The 19,970-nt window shown below is 43.7% G+C and carries 22 protein-coding genes; 21 read left to right on the top strand and 1 reads right to left on the bottom strand.

Going from position 1 to position 19,970, the window contains the following annotated elements; all coding sequences use genetic code 11:
• Positions 1-10 precede the first annotated feature (10 nt).
• From CH373_RS08375 to CH373_RS08280, 20 genes are all read left to right on the top strand, one after another.
• Positions 11-1,111 carry a protein-glutamate methylesterase/protein-glutamine glutaminase gene (locus CH373_RS08375; protein ID WP_423789799.1) on the top strand — a complete coding sequence of 367 codons (1,101 nt, stop codon included), beginning with the start codon at positions 11-13 and terminating at the stop codon, positions 1,109-1,111.
• 1 nt (position 1,112) lies between these two features.
• Positions 1,113-1,475: a response regulator gene (locus CH373_RS08370; RefSeq protein ID WP_100714847.1), complete on the top strand. Its 363-nt coding sequence runs from the start codon at positions 1,113-1,115 to the stop codon at positions 1,473-1,475.
• Positions 1,476-1,477: 2 nt separating this feature from the next.
• Positions 1,478-2,257, top strand: coding sequence for a segregation and condensation protein A (locus tag CH373_RS08365; RefSeq protein WP_100714846.1), 780 nt, complete (start codon positions 1,478-1,480; stop codon positions 2,255-2,257).
• A gap of 5 nt (positions 2,258-2,262) precedes the next feature.
• Positions 2,263-2,802 carry an SMC-Scp complex subunit ScpB gene (gene scpB / locus CH373_RS08360; RefSeq protein WP_423789800.1) on the top strand — a complete coding sequence of 180 codons (540 nt, stop codon included), beginning with the start codon at positions 2,263-2,265 and terminating at the stop codon, positions 2,800-2,802.
• Entirely contained in the window at positions 2,789-3,880 is a 1,092-nt protein-coding gene (gene pheA / locus CH373_RS08355) for a prephenate dehydratase (protein ID WP_100714844.1), read from the top strand. The genes scpB and pheA overlap by 14 nt, the downstream gene beginning before the upstream one ends.
• Before the next feature lie 53 nt (positions 3,881-3,933).
• Positions 3,934-4,806 (top strand): prephenate dehydrogenase, encoded by an 873-nt coding sequence (locus CH373_RS08350; protein ID WP_100714884.1) that lies wholly within the window; start codon positions 3,934-3,936, stop codon positions 4,804-4,806.
• Complete coding sequence (aroA, locus tag CH373_RS08345) at positions 4,787-6,109, top strand: 3-phosphoshikimate 1-carboxyvinyltransferase (protein WP_100714843.1); 1,323 nt, start codon at positions 4,787-4,789, stop codon at positions 6,107-6,109. Before CH373_RS08350 ends, aroA begins: the two co-directional genes overlap by 20 nt.
• Positions 6,106-6,819 (top strand): (d)CMP kinase, encoded by a 714-nt coding sequence (gene cmk, locus CH373_RS08340; protein ID WP_100714842.1) that lies wholly within the window; start codon positions 6,106-6,108, stop codon positions 6,817-6,819. The genes aroA and cmk overlap by 4 nt, the downstream gene beginning before the upstream one ends.
• A gap of 32 nt (positions 6,820-6,851) precedes the next feature.
• A complete protein-coding gene (locus tag CH373_RS08335; RefSeq protein ID WP_100714841.1) occupies positions 6,852-8,528 on the top strand; it encodes a 30S ribosomal protein S1 in 1,677 nt (558 codons plus the stop codon).
• 14 nt (positions 8,529-8,542) lie between these two features.
• Positions 8,543-9,283, top strand: coding sequence for a tetratricopeptide repeat protein (locus CH373_RS08330; RefSeq protein WP_100714840.1), 741 nt, complete (start codon positions 8,543-8,545; stop codon positions 9,281-9,283).
• A complete protein-coding gene (hisG, locus tag CH373_RS08325) occupies positions 9,283-9,912 on the top strand; it encodes an ATP phosphoribosyltransferase (RefSeq protein WP_100714839.1) in 630 nt (209 codons plus the stop codon). Before CH373_RS08330 ends, hisG begins: the two co-directional genes overlap by 1 nt.
• 57 nt (positions 9,913-9,969) lie before the next feature.
• Positions 9,970-10,170 carry a 50S ribosomal protein L32 gene (gene rpmF, locus CH373_RS08320; protein ID WP_100714838.1) on the top strand — a complete coding sequence of 67 codons (201 nt, stop codon included), beginning with the start codon at positions 9,970-9,972 and terminating at the stop codon, positions 10,168-10,170.
• A 7-nt stretch (positions 10,171-10,177) separates the two neighbouring features.
• Positions 10,178-11,182 (top strand): phosphate acyltransferase PlsX, encoded by a 1,005-nt coding sequence (gene plsX, locus CH373_RS08315; protein WP_100714837.1) that lies wholly within the window; start codon positions 10,178-10,180, stop codon positions 11,180-11,182.
• A gap of 60 nt (positions 11,183-11,242) precedes the next feature.
• Positions 11,243-12,538: an ATP-grasp domain-containing protein gene (locus CH373_RS08310; protein ID WP_100714836.1), complete on the top strand. Its 1,296-nt coding sequence runs from the start codon at positions 11,243-11,245 to the stop codon at positions 12,536-12,538.
• Between the two features lie 174 nt (positions 12,539-12,712).
• Positions 12,713-13,477: a 3-oxoacyl-[acyl-carrier-protein] reductase gene (gene fabG / locus CH373_RS08305; protein ID WP_100714835.1), complete on the top strand. Its 765-nt coding sequence runs from the start codon at positions 12,713-12,715 to the stop codon at positions 13,475-13,477.
• Positions 13,478-13,975: 498 nt separating this feature from the next.
• Positions 13,976-14,209: an acyl carrier protein gene (gene acpP / locus CH373_RS08300; protein WP_100714834.1), complete on the top strand. Its 234-nt coding sequence runs from the start codon at positions 13,976-13,978 to the stop codon at positions 14,207-14,209.
• 69 nt (positions 14,210-14,278) lie between these two features.
• The gene (rnc, locus tag CH373_RS08295) at positions 14,279-15,019 is read left to right on the top strand and encodes a ribonuclease III (RefSeq protein WP_100714833.1); all 741 of its coding nucleotides are present in this window, start codon (positions 14,279-14,281) and stop codon (positions 15,017-15,019) included.
• A gap of 15 nt (positions 15,020-15,034) precedes the next feature.
• The gene (locus CH373_RS08290; RefSeq protein ID WP_100714832.1) at positions 15,035-15,496 is read left to right on the top strand and encodes an NUDIX domain-containing protein; all 462 of its coding nucleotides are present in this window, start codon (positions 15,035-15,037) and stop codon (positions 15,494-15,496) included.
• Positions 15,493-16,584, top strand: a complete 1,092-nt coding sequence (aroB, locus tag CH373_RS08285; RefSeq protein WP_100714831.1) for a 3-dehydroquinate synthase — start codon at positions 15,493-15,495, stop codon at positions 16,582-16,584. The genes CH373_RS08290 and aroB overlap by 4 nt, the downstream gene beginning before the upstream one ends.
• Before the next feature lie 21 nt (positions 16,585-16,605).
• Positions 16,606-17,475 carry a mechanosensitive ion channel family protein gene (locus CH373_RS08280; protein ID WP_100714830.1) on the top strand — a complete coding sequence of 290 codons (870 nt, stop codon included), beginning with the start codon at positions 16,606-16,608 and terminating at the stop codon, positions 17,473-17,475.
• Positions 17,476-17,513: 38 nt separating this feature from the next.
• Here the strand turns inward: CH373_RS08280 and pyk are convergent, their stop codons facing one another.
• Positions 17,514-18,959 carry a pyruvate kinase gene (gene pyk / locus CH373_RS08275; protein WP_423789798.1) on the bottom strand — a complete coding sequence of 482 codons (1,446 nt, stop codon included), beginning with the start codon at positions 18,957-18,959 and terminating at the stop codon, positions 17,514-17,516.
• Between the two features lie 98 nt (positions 18,960-19,057).
• Between pyk and CH373_RS08270 the strand changes: the two genes are divergently transcribed.
• Positions 19,058-19,966 (top strand): histone deacetylase family protein, encoded by a 909-nt coding sequence (locus CH373_RS08270; RefSeq protein ID WP_207761491.1) that lies wholly within the window; start codon positions 19,058-19,060, stop codon positions 19,964-19,966.
• Positions 19,967-19,970 lie beyond the last annotated feature (4 nt).

The following is a 19,970-nucleotide window of genomic DNA, read 5'->3' as shown; positions in this document are numbered from 1 at the left end:
TGAATTTCAGGTGACTACGGATACAAAAATCGGTTCACCTATTCGCGCGGTGATCATAGATGATTCTATATTGGTCAGGAATATTATTTCGGATCAATTAAAGAAAAACCGCGAGATCGACGTGATCGCTACAGGAAAAACCGGCGTGGAATGTTTGGAGTTAGCGGAAAAACTAAAGCCGGATATTATGATTTTGGATATCGAAATGCCAGTGATGGATGGACTGTCAGCGTTAAGCGAAATGAGAAAAAGAAATTTAAAGATTCCTGTAATGATGCTTTCCGTACAAACTCAACACGGCGCGGATGCAACCTTTAGAGCCTTGGAATACGGAGCTATCGACTTTGTCCCCAAACCAGCGAGTAATAATAAATTCAATGCAGAGGAAATCGGATCGATACTAACCGGAAAAATTTTGGCGTATTTCGAAAGTACTCGGATCAAATCCAAGCTTCCTACTCTGGAAAGGGAGCCGAAAACAAACTTGTCTCCTCCAGAAAAAGAGGACGGCAAGATGCCGGCACAGAAAAGGGCCGAGGCAGTTTGCATCGGTACTTCCACCGGTGGACCAAAAGCACTTCAAACGGTTTTTTCTGCTTTCCCAGAAGGATTTCCTCTTCCGATATTCGTCGTACAGCACATGCCAGCGGGATTTACGAAAGCTTTTGCCGCGAGATTGGACGAGCATTCCAAAATTCATGTGAAAGAGGCTGAGGACGGAGAGCCGGTGGAGGCTGGAACCGGGTACATCGCTCCGGGAGATCTTCATTTAACAATCGAAAGTAGAGCAGGACGTAAATGGATTGCTTTACGTAAGGAAGAGCTTGTAAATGGACACAGGCCCTCAGTCGAAGTTCTGTTCGACAGTGCGATTAAGGAATACGGAAACGCGCTGATCGGTGTGATCATGACAGGTATGGGAAAGGATGGGGCAACGGCAACACTCAGGATGAGGAAGGTCGGTGCAAATACCATTGCTCAAGACGAGGCGAGCTCCGTAATCTTCGGTATGAACCGTCAGGCAATAGAGCTGGGAGCGGTTCAATATATAGAACCGGTTGGAACAATTACATCGAGGATACTTTCGATTCTCGAAGATAGGGGAAATTAATATGGCCAGAATTCTCGTAGTGGACGACGCAAAATTCATGAGGACAATGGTTAAAGATGCTTTGGTAGCGGGCGGTCACGAAATCGTGGGCGAAGCGGAAAACGGAAATATCGCGATCGAACAATTTAAATCGGTCAAACCAGACCTTGTAACCATGGACATCACCATGAGGGAAAAGGATGGAATCGAGGCGGCTCAGGAAATTTTCAAAATTGATCCGAAAGCCAGAATCATCATGGTGACTGCATTAGGCCAAGAGGAATTATTGGCAAAGGCGATCAAGATGGGAGTCAAAGATTTCGTGGTAAAACCCTTTTCGCCAGAAAGATTACAACAGGCTGCGGATAAGGCACTTCAATCGTAACAATGAGTGAAAGGGAGGAAGACGGGAAACCGTTCGTTGTTCAATGGAACAACACGGAGGGGGGAATCACAGAAGGACCGCTAAGTCTTTTATGGTCTTTAATAGAAAGTTATAAAGTAGATATTTTTGAAGTATCTCTTTCTAGAATCACTCAGGATTTTTTACATTTCATCAAATACACCGAAAATCTTCACATAGAAATCAGTGCAGAATACGCTCTGATGGCAGCCAATCTAGTTTACCTAAAATCAAAAGCACTCTTACCTGACCCTGGATTCGAAGAGGAAGACTACGATCCTCCGCTACCGATAGAATTGGTAGAAAAGCTCCTAGAACATAAAAAATACCAACTCTCTGCGCAAAAAATGTCGGAGTTGGACAAAATACAAGCCGGGGTATTCCGTAGAGAAAGCAACCAAGTCATCGAAGAAGAGGATGGTTGGTTGGATTTGAGCCTAATTGATCTGATTTCTGCCTTCAATGAGATCCTGGAAAAACAAGAGGACCAAGGCGAGATTCCCGCTTTACTTACAAAGCCTCATCGATACTCTGTCGAGGAAAAGATGACCGAAATTTCCGGGATTTTGGCGGAGAAAAGAGACATGCTCTTCGAAGAGCTCTTTTCCAATATGAATCCTGAAAAACCGGAAGTGGTCGCTGTCTTTCTTGCCATGTTGGAGCTTTGCAAGCAAAAGATTCTTGTGATTCGCCAGCATAAGACATTCGGTGAAATCCGAATTTTCTTGGTGGGTGAACCGTGGAATCCGACAAATCCGATCTAAAGGGACTGGTTGAAGCGTTATTATTCCTTTCCGGAGAACCGCTCAAACTCGCCAGCATAGCAAAATCAGTAGAGTGCGAAAAGCACGAAGCTAGAGAACTCTTAGATGAGCTCATACTTGATTACCAGGAAAAGAACGGAGGCTTCGTCCTAAAGGAAGTCGCCGGCGCCTATCTATTCGTAACGAACGAAAAATATTCCGAAATTCTCGCAAAGTTATTTAAGGAAAAAAAGAGAGAACAGTTGTCCAGGTCTAGTTTGGACACGTTAGCAATCATCGCCTACAAACAGCCGATCACCTTATCGGAGATAGACGAGATCCGCGGAGTATCGTCTCGCGCTATGGTCACTTCGCTGATTTCCAAAAAGCTTGTAAAACCGGTGGGGAACAAGGAAGTTCCTGGGCGGCCTGCTCTCTATGGAACTACAAAGGATTTTTTATTGCACTTCGGGTTAAATAAGTTGTCGGATCTTCCTACACCGGTCGAAGTGAAAGAACTGAAATTTGAAAACCTGGATGATCTGATAGAAAATGGACAAGAGTAACGAACAGCTCAAGGAATTCAGGGACAAAATCGATTCTTTGGATCGAGAAATTGTAAAAGCAATCCAATCTCGTACTGAGATCGTTTCTGCGATTGGAGAGATCAAACGCAAACAAAAAGAACCAATTTATCGACCGGATCGAGAGAAGGATGTCTACGAAAAGATTCTAGATCTAAATCGGGGACCTCTTCCTGACAAAGCACTTTTAGCGATCTACAGAGAGATCATGTCCGGATCCTTTTTTGTGGAAAAAGGATTGTCTGTAGGATATTTGGGACCCGCGGGATCTTTTTCTCACCAAGCGGTTCGTGCTAGATTCGGAGCTTCCGTAGACTCGAGCGAATTCACTTCGATTCCGGAAGTATTCCGTGCTGTAGAAACCGACAAGGTTGATTTCGGAGTGGTTCCGGTTGAGAATTCTTCGGAAGGATTGGTGAATTCTACTTTAGATCAGTTTTTGGTCTCGGATCTGCATATCTATTCCGAGATTTATCAAAAGATCACCTTGAACCTGTTAGGTTTTGAGCACGATCTTTCTAAAATTAAAACCTTGTACGGGATCAAGATTGCGAATTCACAGTGCAGAAATTGGATCGCGGCCAATTTACCTCACGCGCAAATATCGGAAACCCCTTCCACTTCCAGAGCCGCGAGCATTGTCGCGGAAAAAAAGGAAGAATGTGCAGCAATCGCGTCTTCTATCGCAGCTGAGATTTACGGCCTGGATTTGGTCAGAGAATCTATCGAAGACATGCCGGATAACACCACTCGTTTTTTGATCATAGGAAAGAATCAATGTCCGCCAACCGGGAGCGATAAAACTTCCGTGGTATTTTCCATCCCGGATAAACCTGGGTCCTTGTACAACGTACTGAAACCTTTTTTTGATAGGCAGATCAACCTTACTAAAATCGAGTCTCGTCCGACTCGAAGGACTTCCTGGGAATACAATTTCTTTATCGATTTTCACGGACACAAAAAAGATCCGATCATTGAGGAAGTGCTGCAGGTTCTAAGAGAAAATACAATCTATCTGAGGATACTTGGTTCCTACCCAGTATCTCCCCCAAATCTGTGAGCGGAAATTCTAATCAATCGTTTCAGAATATTCTAATTTACGGATTAGGATTGATGGGCGCCTCTCTTTCGCTCGCTCTCAAAAAAAAAGGATCCAAAGCAAAAGTCACCGGAGTAGTCGGAAGTCCTAAAAGTAAGGAAAACGGCAAAAGACTCGGTTCGGCCGACGAAATAATGACCGCAGAAGAATTCTCCAAAGTGGAGAATTGGTCTGACTATGATCTGATCGTATTCGGAGTTCCGGTGGATAAAACCGCGGAAATGGTCAGAGCACTTCCTAAGAATCTTCCTGCGATACTTACGGATCTGGGATCCACCAAAAAGGAAATCGTGCAAGCCGTAGAGGACAGTTTAACAAACTCCCACAAATACATATCTTCGCATCCGATGTGCGGTTCGGAAGAGACCGGATTAGAATACGCAAATCCGGATTTGTACGAAGGAAGACTTTGCATTTTGACGAAACCTGCCGGAAGCACTGAAGAATCTTTTGATAGATTAGAAGAATTTTGGAAATGGCTCGGGATGGAAACTTTGGAGATCCCTTCCGTAGAGCACGATAAGATACTGTCCTATTTATCTCATGTTCCGCATATTCTCTCCAGCTTAATGGCGGACTGGGCTTGGGAAAACGAGTGTGTGCAAAAGTTTACGCAAGGTTCTCCAGTGGCATTGACAGGAGGCGGGTTCAGAGACATGACCCGGATTGCAGGATCCAATCCTAAAATGTGGGCTGCGATTTATTCTTCGAATCGAGACGAGATCTACAAATCTCTTTTGGATTACAGAAATCGATTGGACCAATTACTTTCTGAACTCGATCCCAAAAAGCCGCTCGACCCGGAGAGATGGGAGACCTTTATGGAAGAATCCCGTAAGAATCGGGATCGGATACTGAAGCGCAAGGATGATACCAAGAAAAATTAAATCCTCCGGTCATAGCATCGAAGTTCCCGGGGACAAATCACTTTCACATAGAGCTGTATTGTTTTCCGCTCTCGCAAAAGGAAAATCTAGAGTGGTCGGTTTTTTGGAAGCCGAAGATCCAATGAATACAATGCACGCATTCTCCGAGCTCGGATTGAAGGTCGAAAAAATAGGACAAGCTGAGTACGTTTTTACAAGTCCTGGAAAATCTGGTCTTATATCTCCAACCAAAGATTTGGATTTTGGAAATGCAGGGACCGGAATTCGTTTATCAGCGGGTTTGCTCTGTGGACTTCCTCAAATAAATGCGACTCTAACCGGAGACGATTCTCTGAAAAAAAGACCCATGGCCCGGATCCTAGATCCTCTAAACAGCATGGGAGCTTCGATCCAAGGAATCGGAGAAAAAAAGACCGCTCCTTTGCTCATACATGGAAAGCAACTGCACTCCTTTGCCTATAAAAGCCCAATCGCTTCCGCACAAGTTAAATCTTGTCTGATGCTCGCGGCGATGTCTTCCGAAGTCTCGCTAGATTACGAAGAAGAAATTCTGTCCAGAGATCATACAGAAAATGTATTTCGATTTATGGGAAACCAATTGCAATACAAGACACCGACTCGATTCTTAATGGAGCCACCGTACAAATTCGAGGGAGCAGACTTCAAAATTCCAGGCGATATTTCTTCTGCGGCATTCTTCTTAGTTCTCGGGTTACTGCTAAAACAAGGATCGATTTTGGTCAAGAATGTTGGGCTCAATCCATCTCGCACGGGAATCTTAAAAGCTCTCGCTGCAATGGGAGGAGAGATTCGGATCCATAATCAAAGAATAGAATGCGGAGAAATCGTAGGAGATCTAGAAGCTGTATCGTCTGAACTCAGTTATGCGGAAATTCCCCCAGATTGGATTCCGGCCTTGATCGACGAGATTCCGATTTTGACGATTGCAGGATTATTTGCAAAGGGTGGGTTTCGGATTCGGAACGCCGAAGAACTAAGGGCAAAAGAATCGGATAGAATCGCATCCATGGTGGAAAACCTCAGGAGCCTCGGAGTGGAAGTCTGGGAATACCACGACGGTTATGAGTTTGGAGAAATACAAATGACAGCAAAATCGTCTTCCCTGAATTCCTGGCTTTCAGGTCGAAGTCCCAGGATTCTTACAAAAATGGATCACCGCATTGCGATGAGTTTTCTGGTTTTGCAAGCTGTGACAGGACTTGCTTTAAGAATCGATAATACTTCTTGGATCGATACGTCTTTTCCTGGGTTTCAATCTTTGCTCGAATCGGTGCTGCAATGACCGACGATGTAATTGCTTTAGATGGTCCGGCCGGGTCCGGAAAAAGTACGGTCGCGAGGGAACTCGCTGAAAAACTAGGCTACAATTATCTGGACTCCGGGGCTTTTTACCGAGCGCTTACGCTGCATATCTATAGAATCTATTTTTCCTCCGCAGAAAAAGAACCGTTTTCGGAATGGTTACAAAAACAGGATTTTTTCAAACTTACGAGCGGAGTTGCAATACAGTGCTCTTTTGTAAGATCCGAGGAAAATAGAATTTCTCTAAACGGAGAAGATGTTACATTACAGATACGGGCTCCGGAAATCACAAAGGAAATCAAACATATCGCTAACAAATTAGAGTTTCGAAATTTTGTGAATTTTCAGCTTCGAAAACTCGCAGAGAGCTATAAACTGATTATGGACGGTAGAGACATAGGTACGGAAGTCTTTCCGTTTGCAAAACACAAGTTTTACCTGACAGCATCTTCGAGAGTGCGAGCGGAAAGAAGATATGCACAACTTTTGGAACAAGGTCATAGTTCTGACTTGGAAGAAATCGAAAAGGAAATCATTCTGAGAGATCGATCCGATATGGAAAGGGAAATTGCGCCTCTTCGTCAGGCAAAAGACGCAATCCTAATTGACACGGATCGGTTGCCCAAAAATAGTGTTATTAGTAAGATCCTTGAATCCCTCGAGGATGACCGATTCGACGATCAGCGCTGATCCCAAATTAATAAACCGAGTATCCCAGCCCAATGAGTAGCCAAGAAGACAAGTCCACTTTTGCAGAAGTATTCAAACAGTGGGAACAAAAAGTACACGATGAAAACGAGGTCCGTAAAGACCAGGTCGTAGATGGTAAAGTTGTATCAGTAGATAACGACTTCGTGTACGTCGCAATCGAAGGGCTGAAGCAAGAAGGTAGAATTCCGAGAGTGGAATTCGACGAAAAACCTGAGATGGGTAGCATCGTCACCGCACTCGTAAAAAGAAAAGAGTCTTTGGATTCGGGCTGCATGCTTTCTAAAAAAGAAGCGGACCAGCGCAAGGGTTGGGAAGTAGTCAAAGACGCTTACAAAAATAATTACCAAGTATCCGGTCGTTTGATAAACGAAATCAAAGGAAAAGGATACATCGTGAATGTGGAAGGATCCGAACTTTTCCTTCCCGCATCGCAACTCAGTTATAAATTTTCAGACGGAGAAAACTACAAGGGTGTAGAACTCGATTTCAAAGTGATCGAGTTAAACGAAAGAACTCGTTCCGGAGTAGTTTCTCGCAAAAAACTTTTGGATGAAGTGAACAACGAAAAGTGGGATACACTCGTTCAAAAAGTAAAAGTTGGTGATAAGGTAAACGCTGTAGTTTCCAAGATCGCTAGCTTCGGAGTGTTCTGCGATGTAGAAGGCGTCGTAGGTTTGCTTCGCCAAAAAGATATCTCTTATAAAAAATTTGCTCCCTTCAAGCAGTACTTTCAAGTCGGCCAAACTGTAGAACTCCAGATCCTGGAAATGGACAAAGAGAACAACAAATTGGCTCTCGGATTGAAGCAACTCTACGAAGATCCTTGGGTTTGGGCTCAAAGATCTTTGGAAAAAGATATGGTGGTCCGCGGGACTGTCACTTCTCTTACCAACTTTGGCGCATTTGTAGAACTGAAAGAAGGTTTGGAAGGTTTAATTCATACTTCCGAGTTGACCTGGTCCAAAAAACCTCCTCATCCAAAAGATCTCTTGAAAAAAGGCCAAGAAGTTGAAGCACTCATCTTAGACATCGATTTTGATGCACGAAGATTATCTCTTGGACTCAAGCAGTTGCAACCGAACCCTTGGGATACGCTCGGACCTGAAGTAAGAGTCGGAAGCGTTCTGGAAGGAAAGGTGACCGGAATCACTAAATACGGCGCGTTCGTAGAAGTGGAAAACGGCATCGAAGGATTGATTCACGTAAGTGATATCACTTGGGACGAGAAACAAAAGAACCCTACTTCTCTATTGAAAAAAGGAGAAGAGGTTCGTTACGTAATTTTGGACATCAACTTTGACGCGCAAAGAATTTCCTGCGGACTAAAACAGCTACAAGAGCATCCGTACGAAGCTCTTCGTAACAAATATCCTGTCGGAAGCGTAGTAGAAGGAAAGATCAAGAGCATCGTTGATTTCGGTATGTTCGTAGAAATCGAACCTGGATTCGAAGGATTAGTGCATATTTCCGAAATTCCTGGAGGAAAGGACACGAACCTCCAAGAAACCTACAAGCCGGGAGAGATCGTTAAGTGTGCGGTCGTCAAGATCGACTCTAAGAACAAAAAGATTTCCCTTTCTATCAAGGACTTTGATAAGGCTTTAGAGCGAGAAGAAATGGCAAAATACATCAAATCTTCGGATGCTCCGTCTAGAGAAAGCTTAGGCAGCTTCATTAATCTGAAATAGGCATTCTAATTCGGATGAAGCGTTTCGAGACAAAAACCAATAAGGGCCTGAATGTAAGTGTAGATCCTCACGCGGACCTAAAAGGCGCGGAAAGGATCGCTGCAGTTCTATTTAGCAAGATTGGAGAACGCAGAAAGGAAGTATTTATCGGAATCGGTGTACTCCTTTTGCTCGTTTTAACAGTCGTAGGCTGGAAAGAATACAAAGCAGATCAGTTCAGAAAAGGAACGATCGCAATCGAAGCACTTGAGAAAAAGTATTCTTTGGCCCCGAATACGGATCTTTCCGAAAAAATCAAAGCGTTTGAGGGAATCGCTTCCCAGTATTCTTCTCCCCACTTGGATCTAAGATTAGCCAAGACTTTGGGAGACTTGTACGCCCGTAATGGTGAATTCGCAAAAGCAGCGGATAAGCTGGAATGGGCAGGAAGGGAGATCGACGATCTTCCTGAGATCAAAGCGTATTACTTTTATATCGCAGGAAATTATCGAGAAAATGGCGGAGAAAACTCGCAAGCGGAACTAGACTACGAAACCGCTTCTTCTTTGCTTTCCGGACGCAGAAATGTGGCCGGTTTTTACGCTTGGAGTTTGTATCAGGCTGCTCGCTTGAAATCCAAGAATGGAAAAAAATCCGAAGCAAAAGAACTTCTAAAGAAAGTTTTAGACCAAGAGATCAGTTCACCTTCCGAAGAATATAAATCCGTTCGGGAACTGTCCACTTACCTTTTGATTAAGTTAAACCAGGAATCCTAATGCTTACCTTGGCCCTCCCTAAAGGACGGCTCGCGGAAGAGAGCATAGATTTAATGACCTCCACCGGTTGGTTGGAAGGTCGTCCGGATCCTGAATCCAAAGAACTCGTATATAAGGACTCCAAGGGAAGAGTAAAGATCTTACTCGTTCGCTCCCAAGATGTGGCAACCTACGTAGAGCAAAATGCGGCGGATGCCGGGATCGTAGGATGGGATGTTTTAAAAGAGGGTGGCTATGATTTGCTACTCCCTCTGGATCTAGGTATCGGCAAATGCAGACTGTCTTTGGCGGCTCCTTCTGGTTGGAATCCGGAAGAACGCCACAGAAAAGTGAGAGTTGCGACCAAGTATCCGAATCTCGCAAGGGAGTATTTTCTCGAAAAGGGAATCGACTGCGAGGTTATTAAACTTTATGGAAGCATAGAATTAGCGCCGATTGTCGGTCTTTCTGACTGCATCGTGGACCTGGTTTCTACGGGTGCAACTTTAAAGGCCAACAATTTGGTAGAAACAGAAGTGATCCTGGAATCGACCGCGAGACTGGTATTCAACCGATCTTCTTTGTATTCCAAGAGAAAAGAAGCGAAGGAATTTTTAGATTCCTTCACTTCTATTGAAAAACAGTTGTGAATTCCGTGCGAAAAAAAAACATAGTCGTAAAAACGACCTTATCCATAGGGAAAACCAATGGCAGTTCCTAAGAGACGAAAATCCAAATCTAAAGTAAGGATGAAACGGGCACATCACGCGATCGGCAAACCGAATCTTGTGCCATGTCCGAACTGCAATTCATTCCGGCCTCCTCATCGCATTTGCCCGGTATGCGGGTTCTACAAAGATCGTGTAGTCCTGGAGCCAAAAGTCAGGAAGACAGCCGAAGAGAAGTAATTCTCGTATGTGGGTCGCCGTCGATGCAATGAGCGGCGATTACGGTCCGGATCGGATCGTAGAAGGTGCTGTCTCTGCCGTCAATCATGATGGCAGAAAAGTAGCGCTTGTCGGAAAAGAAGAAGAAATCAGCGAAATCCTACTGAAGTATGAGTACGATACGAATCATATTCGTATCGTACATGCAGAAGAAATCATAGAAATGAACGATTCTCCTTCCATCGCGGTTCGAGCGATGCAGGACTCCTCGATCGTTCAGGCCACCCAACTTGTAGCAGATAAGTCCTGCGTAGGGCTATTTTCTCCCGGAAATACGGGAGCTACGATGGCTTCGGCCTTACTCTATTTAGGAAGGGTTCCTGGAGTGCTTCGTCCTCCGATTGCAGCCCCGATTCCTCAAGAGCACGGACCTCCAGTTCTTTTGGTGGATGCGGGAGCGAATGTAGATTGCAAGCCAGAGTATCTGGCTCAGTTCGCAGTGATGGGAGAAATTTACTCCAGGCAAATATTCAATATTTCTAAACCGAAAGTTGGAATCCTTTCCAATGGAGAAGAGGACAAAAAAGGGAACTCGGTTACCCTAAAAGCTTTTGAACAAATTCGAAATTTGCCTATCGAGTTCGTCGGAAATGTGGAAGGCAGAGATTTATACGGAGCAGGGCGCGAAGTAGACGTTGTAGTCTGCGATGGATTTGTAGGAAACATCGTGCTCAAGGCTACGGAAGGTCTTTCAAAATCCATTTTCAATGTACTGAGAGAAAGTATCGCAAAGTCCAGTCTCGCGCAAACGGGAGCATTGTTGCTCAAGCCTACCTTGACCGCGATCAAGAAAAGATTGGATTATGCAGAGTACGGAGGCGCGCTTCTATTGGGCGTGGATGGAATCTGTCTAATCGGGCACGGCTCATCCAATGCGCAAGCCGTCAGAAGTGCGATCCGAGTCGCTACGGAATGTGCAGAAAAAGAAGTGAACAGGCTCATCGCTGAAGATATCAAGAAGTACAATATCTGATTTTTTTCTTTCCCTGAAACTCGGGACCTCAGTCTATTAAGCAGGTTTGGGAAATATAGAATGCAGGAAACAGTCGCTCAACTATTAAATCGCAGTTGTCATTGCGTTACTTTAGAGAAGAACAAATTAGAAAAAGAATTTCTTTCTCAGATTTCCGGAGCTCAAGTCGGCACTTTTTCGGAAGGGAATGAATTGGTATCCAGATACTTTTCGGAAAGCGCTTCGTTTATCGACCAAAAAGAAAAAGAGGAGATGGAGTCTGTTCTGAGAGCGATACGTACCGCCATTGATCATCCAAATATTAGAAAAACTTTATTAAAAGATGTACCTTCGCGTTGGAGAGAAAGAAACTCCAAGGGCGGAGTGTTTTTGAGCTTGGACTTTCATCTGACTAAGTTCGGTCCCAAGCTGATCGAGATCAACACGAATGCAGGCGGTGCATTTTTGCAACTAAAGCTGATCTCTTCTCAAATCGAATGCTGTCCCGAAGTAAGAGAAGCCTTACCCGAAAAATCTCAGTTAGAGGAATTGGAGAAAAAGTTTCTATCCATGTTTTTGGAGGAATGGGAACTACAGGGAAAAACCGGAAGACCTGAGTTCATCGTGATCGTAGACGAAAACCCAGAAAGTCAATTTTTGTATCCCGAGTTTTTATTGTTCCAGGATCTTTTCCGCAGATCGGGCATAAAGAGCAAGATTTGTTCTCCGGATCAACTTAAGTTTGAATTCGGCGAACTGAGATTAGATGGCGAGAAAGTGGATTTGTTATATAACCGTCTCACTGATTTTTATCTTCGAGACTCAATCAATTCTTCGATTCTTGCCGCGTGGGAAGAGGAGAAAATTGTGCTCACTCCCAATCCTCTCGACTACGAACTCTATGCAAAAAAATCGAATCTGGTGCTGCTTTCCGACGTAGAGAAACTCAGGGAATTAGGAGTGGGTCAGTTCGAACTCGAAATCTTAGAGCGCTCCGTTCCAAAAACAAATCTAGTTTGCGAAGCCGATCCGGAGAAGCTGTGGGCGAACAGAAAGGAATTATTTTTTAAACCAACCGTTGGTTATGGAAGCAAGTCAGTTTATAAAGGTGAAAAAATTACGAAGGGAGTATTTTCGGAATTATTAAAAAAGGACTCGGTTTATCAGGAAATCGTGCCTCCTTCCGAGAGAGTGGTGCTCCGAAACGGAGAAAAAGTGTCTCTGAAAATGGATTTCAGGGCTTACGTATACGATGAGGAGATCCTACTTTTGGCCTCCCGGTTATACCAAGGACAAACCACAAATTTCAGGACTTTGGGTGGGGGCTTTTCTCCGGTTTATGTGCTTCCGAATCTGACCATACAAAGCACTTTGTAGGATTTCGATTTCTTAAGGCATATTTCATTGAAGCTTTCAAGCATCCCAGTCCCATGCTTTGCTATTGTCTGTAAAAGCAGAACGTTCTTTCTGTTTTGAGAACCGAAGGAAATCCCCTTGACCGGTACCTACGCAAAAATACTTTAACCGCAGAATCTGGTAAGGAAAGAACTAATGATCGATTTGAAAGGCAAAAATGCCATTATTACCGGGTCGGCCCGCGGAATTGGGAAAGCAACCGCACTCAAGCTGGCCCAAGCAGGCGCAAACGTTGTAATCGCAGACTTAAATGAAGAAGCAAGCAAGGCCACTGCGGCGGAAATCGCAAAAGCTACCGGCGTAAAAGCAATCGGAGTTTCTTGTAATGTTTCCAGCTCTGAGTCCGCTGCTGCAACAGTGCAAGCCTGTGTAGAAGCGTTCGGCTCTGTAGATGTTCTAGTGAACAACGCTGGAATCACGAAAGACACTCTGCTCATGAGAATGAAGCAAGAGCAATGGGATGCAGTAATCGCAGTGAACTTGACCGGAACATTCAACTGCACTCAGGCCGCGATTAAGTATATGATGAAGAATCCGAATGGAGGATCCATTATTAATCTTTCATCTATCGCAGGGGTAAACGGGAATATCGGACAAACAAATTATTCCGCATCCAAAGCTGGAGTCATCGGTTTTACAAAAGCAGTCGCTCTGGAAATGGCTTCTAGAAAAGTACGTTGCAACGCAATCGCACCAGGATTCATCGCCACTGAAATGACAGAAGCGATTCCAGAAAAAATTCGTACTGCGATGGTGGCAGCTATTCCACTAAAACGCGCAGGACAACCGGATGATATCGCGAATACAATCGCATTCCTCGCTTCCGATCTTGCTTCTTTTATCACGGGACAAGTCATCGAAGTAAATGGCGGCGGATTCTTACCTGGAGTTCAGGCATAATCTTTCGTCACATTAAGGGTAAAAGACCCGAGAAATCGGGTCTTTTGCTACCTAAGAAACGAGTACTCTGATTTAGAAGCTCGTGATTCCATCGGATGGAGTTTCTACTGAATAGAAGTGAATGAATCTAGGATGTGTTCAATCTCCGAACACTGTTTTCACTTTTACATTTAATCAAATAAAAACAAAAAACTAAAGTTTGGGCATTAAAATTTTTGCCATTCCTTTTCTAGAAAAACTCTTAATCCATCCAATTTCAATTTTTATAAAAATGAAAACGTGACTTTGCTGGTCCAACGTTTGAAAGTTCTAATACGACTTTAGCTTATGCAATTTGAAATTTTTCGTTCGCACTTTCCGGTTTTTTTCTGAATTAGATCCGTAATCGCTTGCCAAAAGATTCCACGTGAAAATGTTTAAAATTCTGTGGATGAAATTATCCCCAGTTCTAAACCTTACTAAAACTTACATACCACTTCGGTGGTACGGAGGAAACAAATGGCAGATTTTGAAAAGATTAAGTCCATCATCGTTGAGCAACTCGGAGTCGACGAATCTGAAGTTACTCCCGAGGCACACTTCATCGATGACCTCGGTGCTGATTCTTTGGACACAGTTGAGCTAGTAATGGCTCTTGAAGAGGAATTCGGTGTTGAAATCTCCGACGAGGATGCTGAAAAGATCCAAACCGTTGGCGATGTTATCAAATTCATCGATAACCTTAAGTCCTAATTTAACTAGATTTCCGGGTTCTTACGGGAACTCGGAATTCTCTTTTATCCTTCCTTTTATCAAAATCCTTTGATAAAAAAGACTTCTCCTCCGAAAACAAGCAAACCAAATGAAAGGGTGAAGAACCTACAAGAGTTAACTGATTCTTTGGGAATTCAGTTTCAAAAAACTGATCTAGTTCGTCTTGCATTCATACATAGTTCCTACAGGAATGAGAACCCGGAAATAAAGGACGATAACGAAAGATTGGAGTTTCTGGGAGATTCCGTTTTGGGATTGGCAGTAACTCGTTACCTTTTTCGCAAATATCCTAGATCTACGGAAGGAGAATTGTCCAGACTCAAAGCGAAATTGGTTTCGACTGCGGTCCTAAATTCAGTCAGCAATCATTTAGGTTTTCCAGACTTTGTTCTTCTCGGAAAGGGAGAGGCAAACTCAGGTGGAGCAGGCCGCAAAAAATTAAGTGCGAACTTATTCGAATCATTTGTAGGAGCTCTGTACTTAGATCAGGGATTTGAGTCCGCCGAAAAGTTTATTTTAGATCATTTGATAGAATTCGCTGAGAGCCCTGAGAAAATGGAATCCGTGAAGGATTTCAAAACGATTCTCCAAGAGAATTGTCAGAAAAAATTTAGGAGTTTGCCTACGTATCGTCTGGTCAAAGAATCCGGGCCGGACCATGAAAAGACCTTCATAGTATCTGTGAAAATTAACGAGGAAACTTCCGTAGAAGGGACAGGAAGAAGTAAAAAGTTTGCAGAACAGGATGCTGCTCGCAAAATGCTTCGAGTTCTTGGAATCAAAGGCTGATCTGTGAGTAGCACCATGGAATTTTTCTTCAAGAAAAAAGGTTTGAGAGTTCGGGTAGCTGCTCTGATCCGAAATCGGAAAGGCGAGATCCTGCTTTTGCAGCAAAAGAAAAAAGATTCGTACTACTGGCTTTTACCCGGAGGCGGAATCGAGTTTGGGGAGAGCGCTGAAGAGGCGTTGAAAAGAGAACTAAAGGAAGAGCTTTTTTTGGATGTAACTTCCTCCAATTTTCTTTTGTTAAACGAATCGATCGATCCAAAAGGGGATCGACATCTGATCCAACTTATTTTCCTAACAAGCGTTAAAAAACAAGACCCAGAAGTGAACTCAAAAGAAAAGGCTATTACTGGGTACGGTTATTTTCCTGTGGCTGCGATCAAGGAAATGGATATTCGACCTGATATTAAATCCTATTTGATCGCCGGAAAATTCAAACCTTCTCCCTATCTCAGAAGCAATTGGGTTTATGAAAAATGAGTTTAATTGAAAAAATTCAGATCACCACCTCTTCGAAGAATTATACGGTAGGGCTCTATACCGATTTTAGAGAACTGGCAGAAGAGATCCGCAAAGTTCCCAATGTGTCCTCTCTCTTTATTTTTACCGAAAGGGGTCTCTCCGGATTATTCCAAAAGTATTATAAACCTGTAATATCCTCACTTGGTCTCAAAGTTCATGAAATCTTTATAAAAGGTGGCGAGAAAAATAAGCACATTCGCAAAACCCCGGAGATTTATAACGAACTGATCAAGCTTGGTGCGGATCGAAAGTCTCTGATCTTGGCTATGGGCGGCGGAGTAGTCGGAGATTTTTCGGGTTTTATCGCTTCTACTTTTTTGAGAGGAATTAGATTTGCCCAAGTTCCGACAACCTTACTCGCTTGTGTAGACTCTTCCGTGGGCGGAAAAGTCGCGGTAAACGCTGATCTGGGGAAAAATATGATCGGATCTTTTTTCCAGCCAGAATTCGTATATGCACCTTTGAATTCGTTATCCACTCTTCCACGGAGGGAGTGGAGATGCGGGATGTCAGAAATCCTGAAGCATTCTCTTTTGGAAGGAGGAGAATATTTAGAAAAAGTGAGGGCGGGAAGCATAGACGTTTATAATTACGAGTCGGCCGTCTTGCACGATTTCGTCGCAGATTCGATTCGATTCAAAGCGAAAATAGTTTCTCAAGACGAAACCGAAACCGGACTCAGAAAGATCCTGAACTTTGGACACACTACCGCTCATGCTATCGAATCTTTGACCAAATACAAAAAATACTCTCACGGGGAAGCGGTCGCTATCGGACTACTTACTGCTACGATCTTATCTGTGGAAAAGCAAGGCTTGGATCCTTCTTGGATCGGAAACTTAAAGGAGATCGACAAGAACTACGATCTGCCTTATCAAGACAAAAGCAAATCTAGGGAAGTTGCAGAACATATGCTCCACGATAAAAAGAATGTAGGAAACTCGATCCGATTTGTTTTGCTAAAATCTCCTGGGGAACCGGTCTGGGACATTCCTGTAGAACAGCAAGAGATCATTTCTGCATTTCGAAGGCAGAAGAATCTTTAAGGGCAAAGTAAAGGCCATACTATGGAAGAGATTCTTGACCTACTCAATCCTGTCCTGCTTCTCAAAAGTAGTGATCGTACTTTTGCACAGGAATTAGTACTCGTTATCTATTTCATTATTCTACTGGTACTTCTTTATAAGGCATTCGTACTTATTTTTGATACAATTCGTCCTCCGATTGATACGTCGGCTCAGTATAACCGTCGTAAGGTGACTAGGATTTCTTTTATTCTGGTGGGCGGGGTCTCTTTGTTGCCGGTTTTGTTTTCTGGGCTTTCTTATTTGCCAACAGTGATGGGACTTGCCGGTGCAGGTATCGTCATTTCATTAAAGGATATCACTCTCAATTATGTGGGTTGGTTTCTTATTCACGGGAGCAACGGGTTTGAAGTAGGCGATAGAATCGAAGTCGACGGGATTAAAGGTGATGTGGTAAATATCGGCATCAATCGATTTACCCTTATGGAAGTCAGTACCGATCCTAGATCGGAACAGTCCACGAACCGTCTGGTCCACTTTCCGAACCATTCCGTGATCTTACATAAAATCTACGTTGTAAAAGATAAGATGGGCTATGTCTGGGATGAGTTTCGGGTAAAAATTCCGTACAGTCCTGAATGGGAAGCCGCGGAGAAAATACTCAACGGAGTCCTAAAGAATAGTTCCGTGATCGATCAAAGGCAGATAGATTATTCAGTCAAAGAACTTTCTAAGAATTATTTGGTTCGCCTGGGCAAGACCACTCCGATTGTGTACATGACAATTGAAGAAGGTGGAATTCTGTTTTCACTTCGCTATCTTACAAATATCAGAGAAAAGAGAAATCAAAGAGCCAGAATTTCGCACGAAATATTAAAAGAGTTCGGTTTGGCAGGCATTCGAATTTTATAATATTCCGATTTGGTTTTGCTGGAAGAACTTTCTAAATCTTAAAATCCAGACGAGATCTGCTTGATTCTGTAAATTTGGAGGAAATCCACTGACTTGGTTTCTCCTCCGGGGGCTCCCGAAAGGATTACCACAGTATCTCCCGTGCTCAACACTTCGTCCGAGGTCAGTTTGGATTCCATATAACGAATCATGTCCAGGAATGTCTCCATGAATGGCATGACGAAGGGCTGAACCCCCCTGTACAGTTTCATTTTTCTTGCAGTGCTCAGATATGGAGTAAAGGAAAGAATCGGAACCTTGGGCCTCATTTCGGAAGTGATCAGGGCGGAATACCCCGATCTCGTAAAGTTAATAATCGCCTTTGCGTGAATCGCATGAGCGATCTCTCTTGCTGCAGAGCCGAGAGCAGACCTTTCGATTTCTAGTTCCGATTTTTTTAGATTCCAGTGAATTTCATACATGTGATCGATAGTTTCGATTTCCCTCAGGATTTTGGACATGATTTCGACAGATTCTACCGGAAACTTTCCACTAGCGGATTCTCCGGAAAGCATCACTGCATCTGTTCCGTCCATTACCGCGTTTGCAACATCGCTGGCTTCTGCGCGAGTAGGTCGCGGGTTTGTCACCATGGACTCCAACATTTGGGTAGCGGTAATTACGGGCTTTCCTGCCCGATTTGTTTTAAATATTAATTCTTTTTGAAGTACCGGAACTTTTTCGGTGTCTACTTCGACCCCTAGATCACCTCTTGCGATCATAATTCCATCGGCGGCATCTATGATTTCGTCGATATTCCTGACGGCTTCTGGCCTCTCTATTTTAGCGATTAGCCCTGTGGAAACTCCAGTCATCATATTTCTCGCCAATTCTAAATCGCTGGCTTTCCTAACGAAGCTCAATGCGACGTAATCCACGCCCAAAGTGAGAGCAAATTTCAAATCCGCTAAATCTTTTTCGGAAAGTGCTGGAGCAGAAATTGGAGTGCCTGGTAGATTGATTCCCTTGTTGCTTTTTAATACGCCGCCTATTATTACTTTTAATACGGCTTCGGATGGAGAGGCGACTTCGACATCGAGAACCAGTTTACCGTCATCTATGAGCAATTTATCTCCAGGTCTAAGATCAGTAAGCAAGGGCGGAAACGTGGTCCCAATCGCAGTTTCGTCTCCTAAGAAATTGGGATCCGCTATTAAACGAATTGTCTTGTTTTTTACCAATTCTACTTCTGGAACCCTAAGTTTTCCGGTGCGTATCTTTGGGCCCTGCAAATCGGCGATAATTCCGAGCGGAATTCCGGACTCGGATTCGCATTTTCGCAACATTTCAAAGATCTTGCGGTGTTCCTCGTGGGTGCCGTGGGAAAAATTCATGCGTGCGATGTCCATTCCGGCTTGGATCATCGCCATGATTGTATCATTATCTGAGGAAGAAGGTCCGATGGTACAAACAATCTTTGTCTTTTTATCTGGCCGAATCATCAATAGGAACCTCCGACATGTTGGACGAAACTAGTAGCTCGATTTCCTTCTTTACTAAGCGAAACAGACGGTTAAGCTTGGGAAAAAAAAGGCAATCGCCCTTGCGAAAAAAGTTAGAACGGCTCGCACTCGTTTATCATCCGGAATATAACATGGACCTAGGGCCTCATGTTTTTCCAGCACGAAAGTATGCGATGATCTATAATCTGATCAAGGAAGATCCGAAGTTGTCTTCCCTTCCCGCATTCCAGCCTGCCCCTGTGGGGGAGGAGGAGCTCCTACTCGTACACACTCCTGAATTCGTATCAGACTTTATGAATCTCAGATATACGGATCGGACTATGTATTCTGAGCTGCCTTTAAATTCTACAATTGTTCGGAGTTTTTGTCTGGGAGTGGGTGGTACGATTCTTGCGACAGAGAGCACCGAAAATTACAGATATGTATACCATATTGGCGGCGGCTTTCACCACAGTATGCCTGATCGCGCCGAAGGCTTTTGCTATTTGAACGACGCTGCGATTGCAACCGAGATATATTTGCAAAGGTATCCAGATCGAAAAGTCCTCTTTCTGGATTTGGATCTTCATCAGGGTAATGGGAATGCTCGGATATTTAAAGACAACCCTTCGGTCTGGACTTTTTCCATGCACCAAGAAGAACTCTATCCCAAAAAAGAGGTCTCCACTTTAGACATTCCGCTGCCGAATGGAATCAAGGACGAAGGATACCTTGAAGCACTTTCCGGAGGACTCGCAAAGATTCGTTCGACCTTTCAACCGGACTTAATTTATTATTTTGCAGGTGCTGACCCTTTCGAAGATGATTCGTTAGGCGACCTAAAATTGACTTTTGATGGACTAAAAAGAAGAGATAAGATGGTGAAAGAGTTTGCGGATGAGTTAAATGCAGCGGTTGTGATTCTTCCGGCGGGCGGCTATGCCCGGAATTTTCACGATACTGTTAGGATTCATTTTAACACGATTCGAGTATTTGCCTCTTTGATATAAAGAC

The organism is Leptospira perolatii (assembly GCF_002811875.1).
GTDB lineage: Bacteria > Spirochaetota > Leptospiria > Leptospirales > Leptospiraceae > Leptospira_B > Leptospira_B perolatii.
The sequence above is the reverse complement of the archived record's forward strand: the minus strand, read 5'-3'. Positions and strand labels throughout refer to the sequence as shown.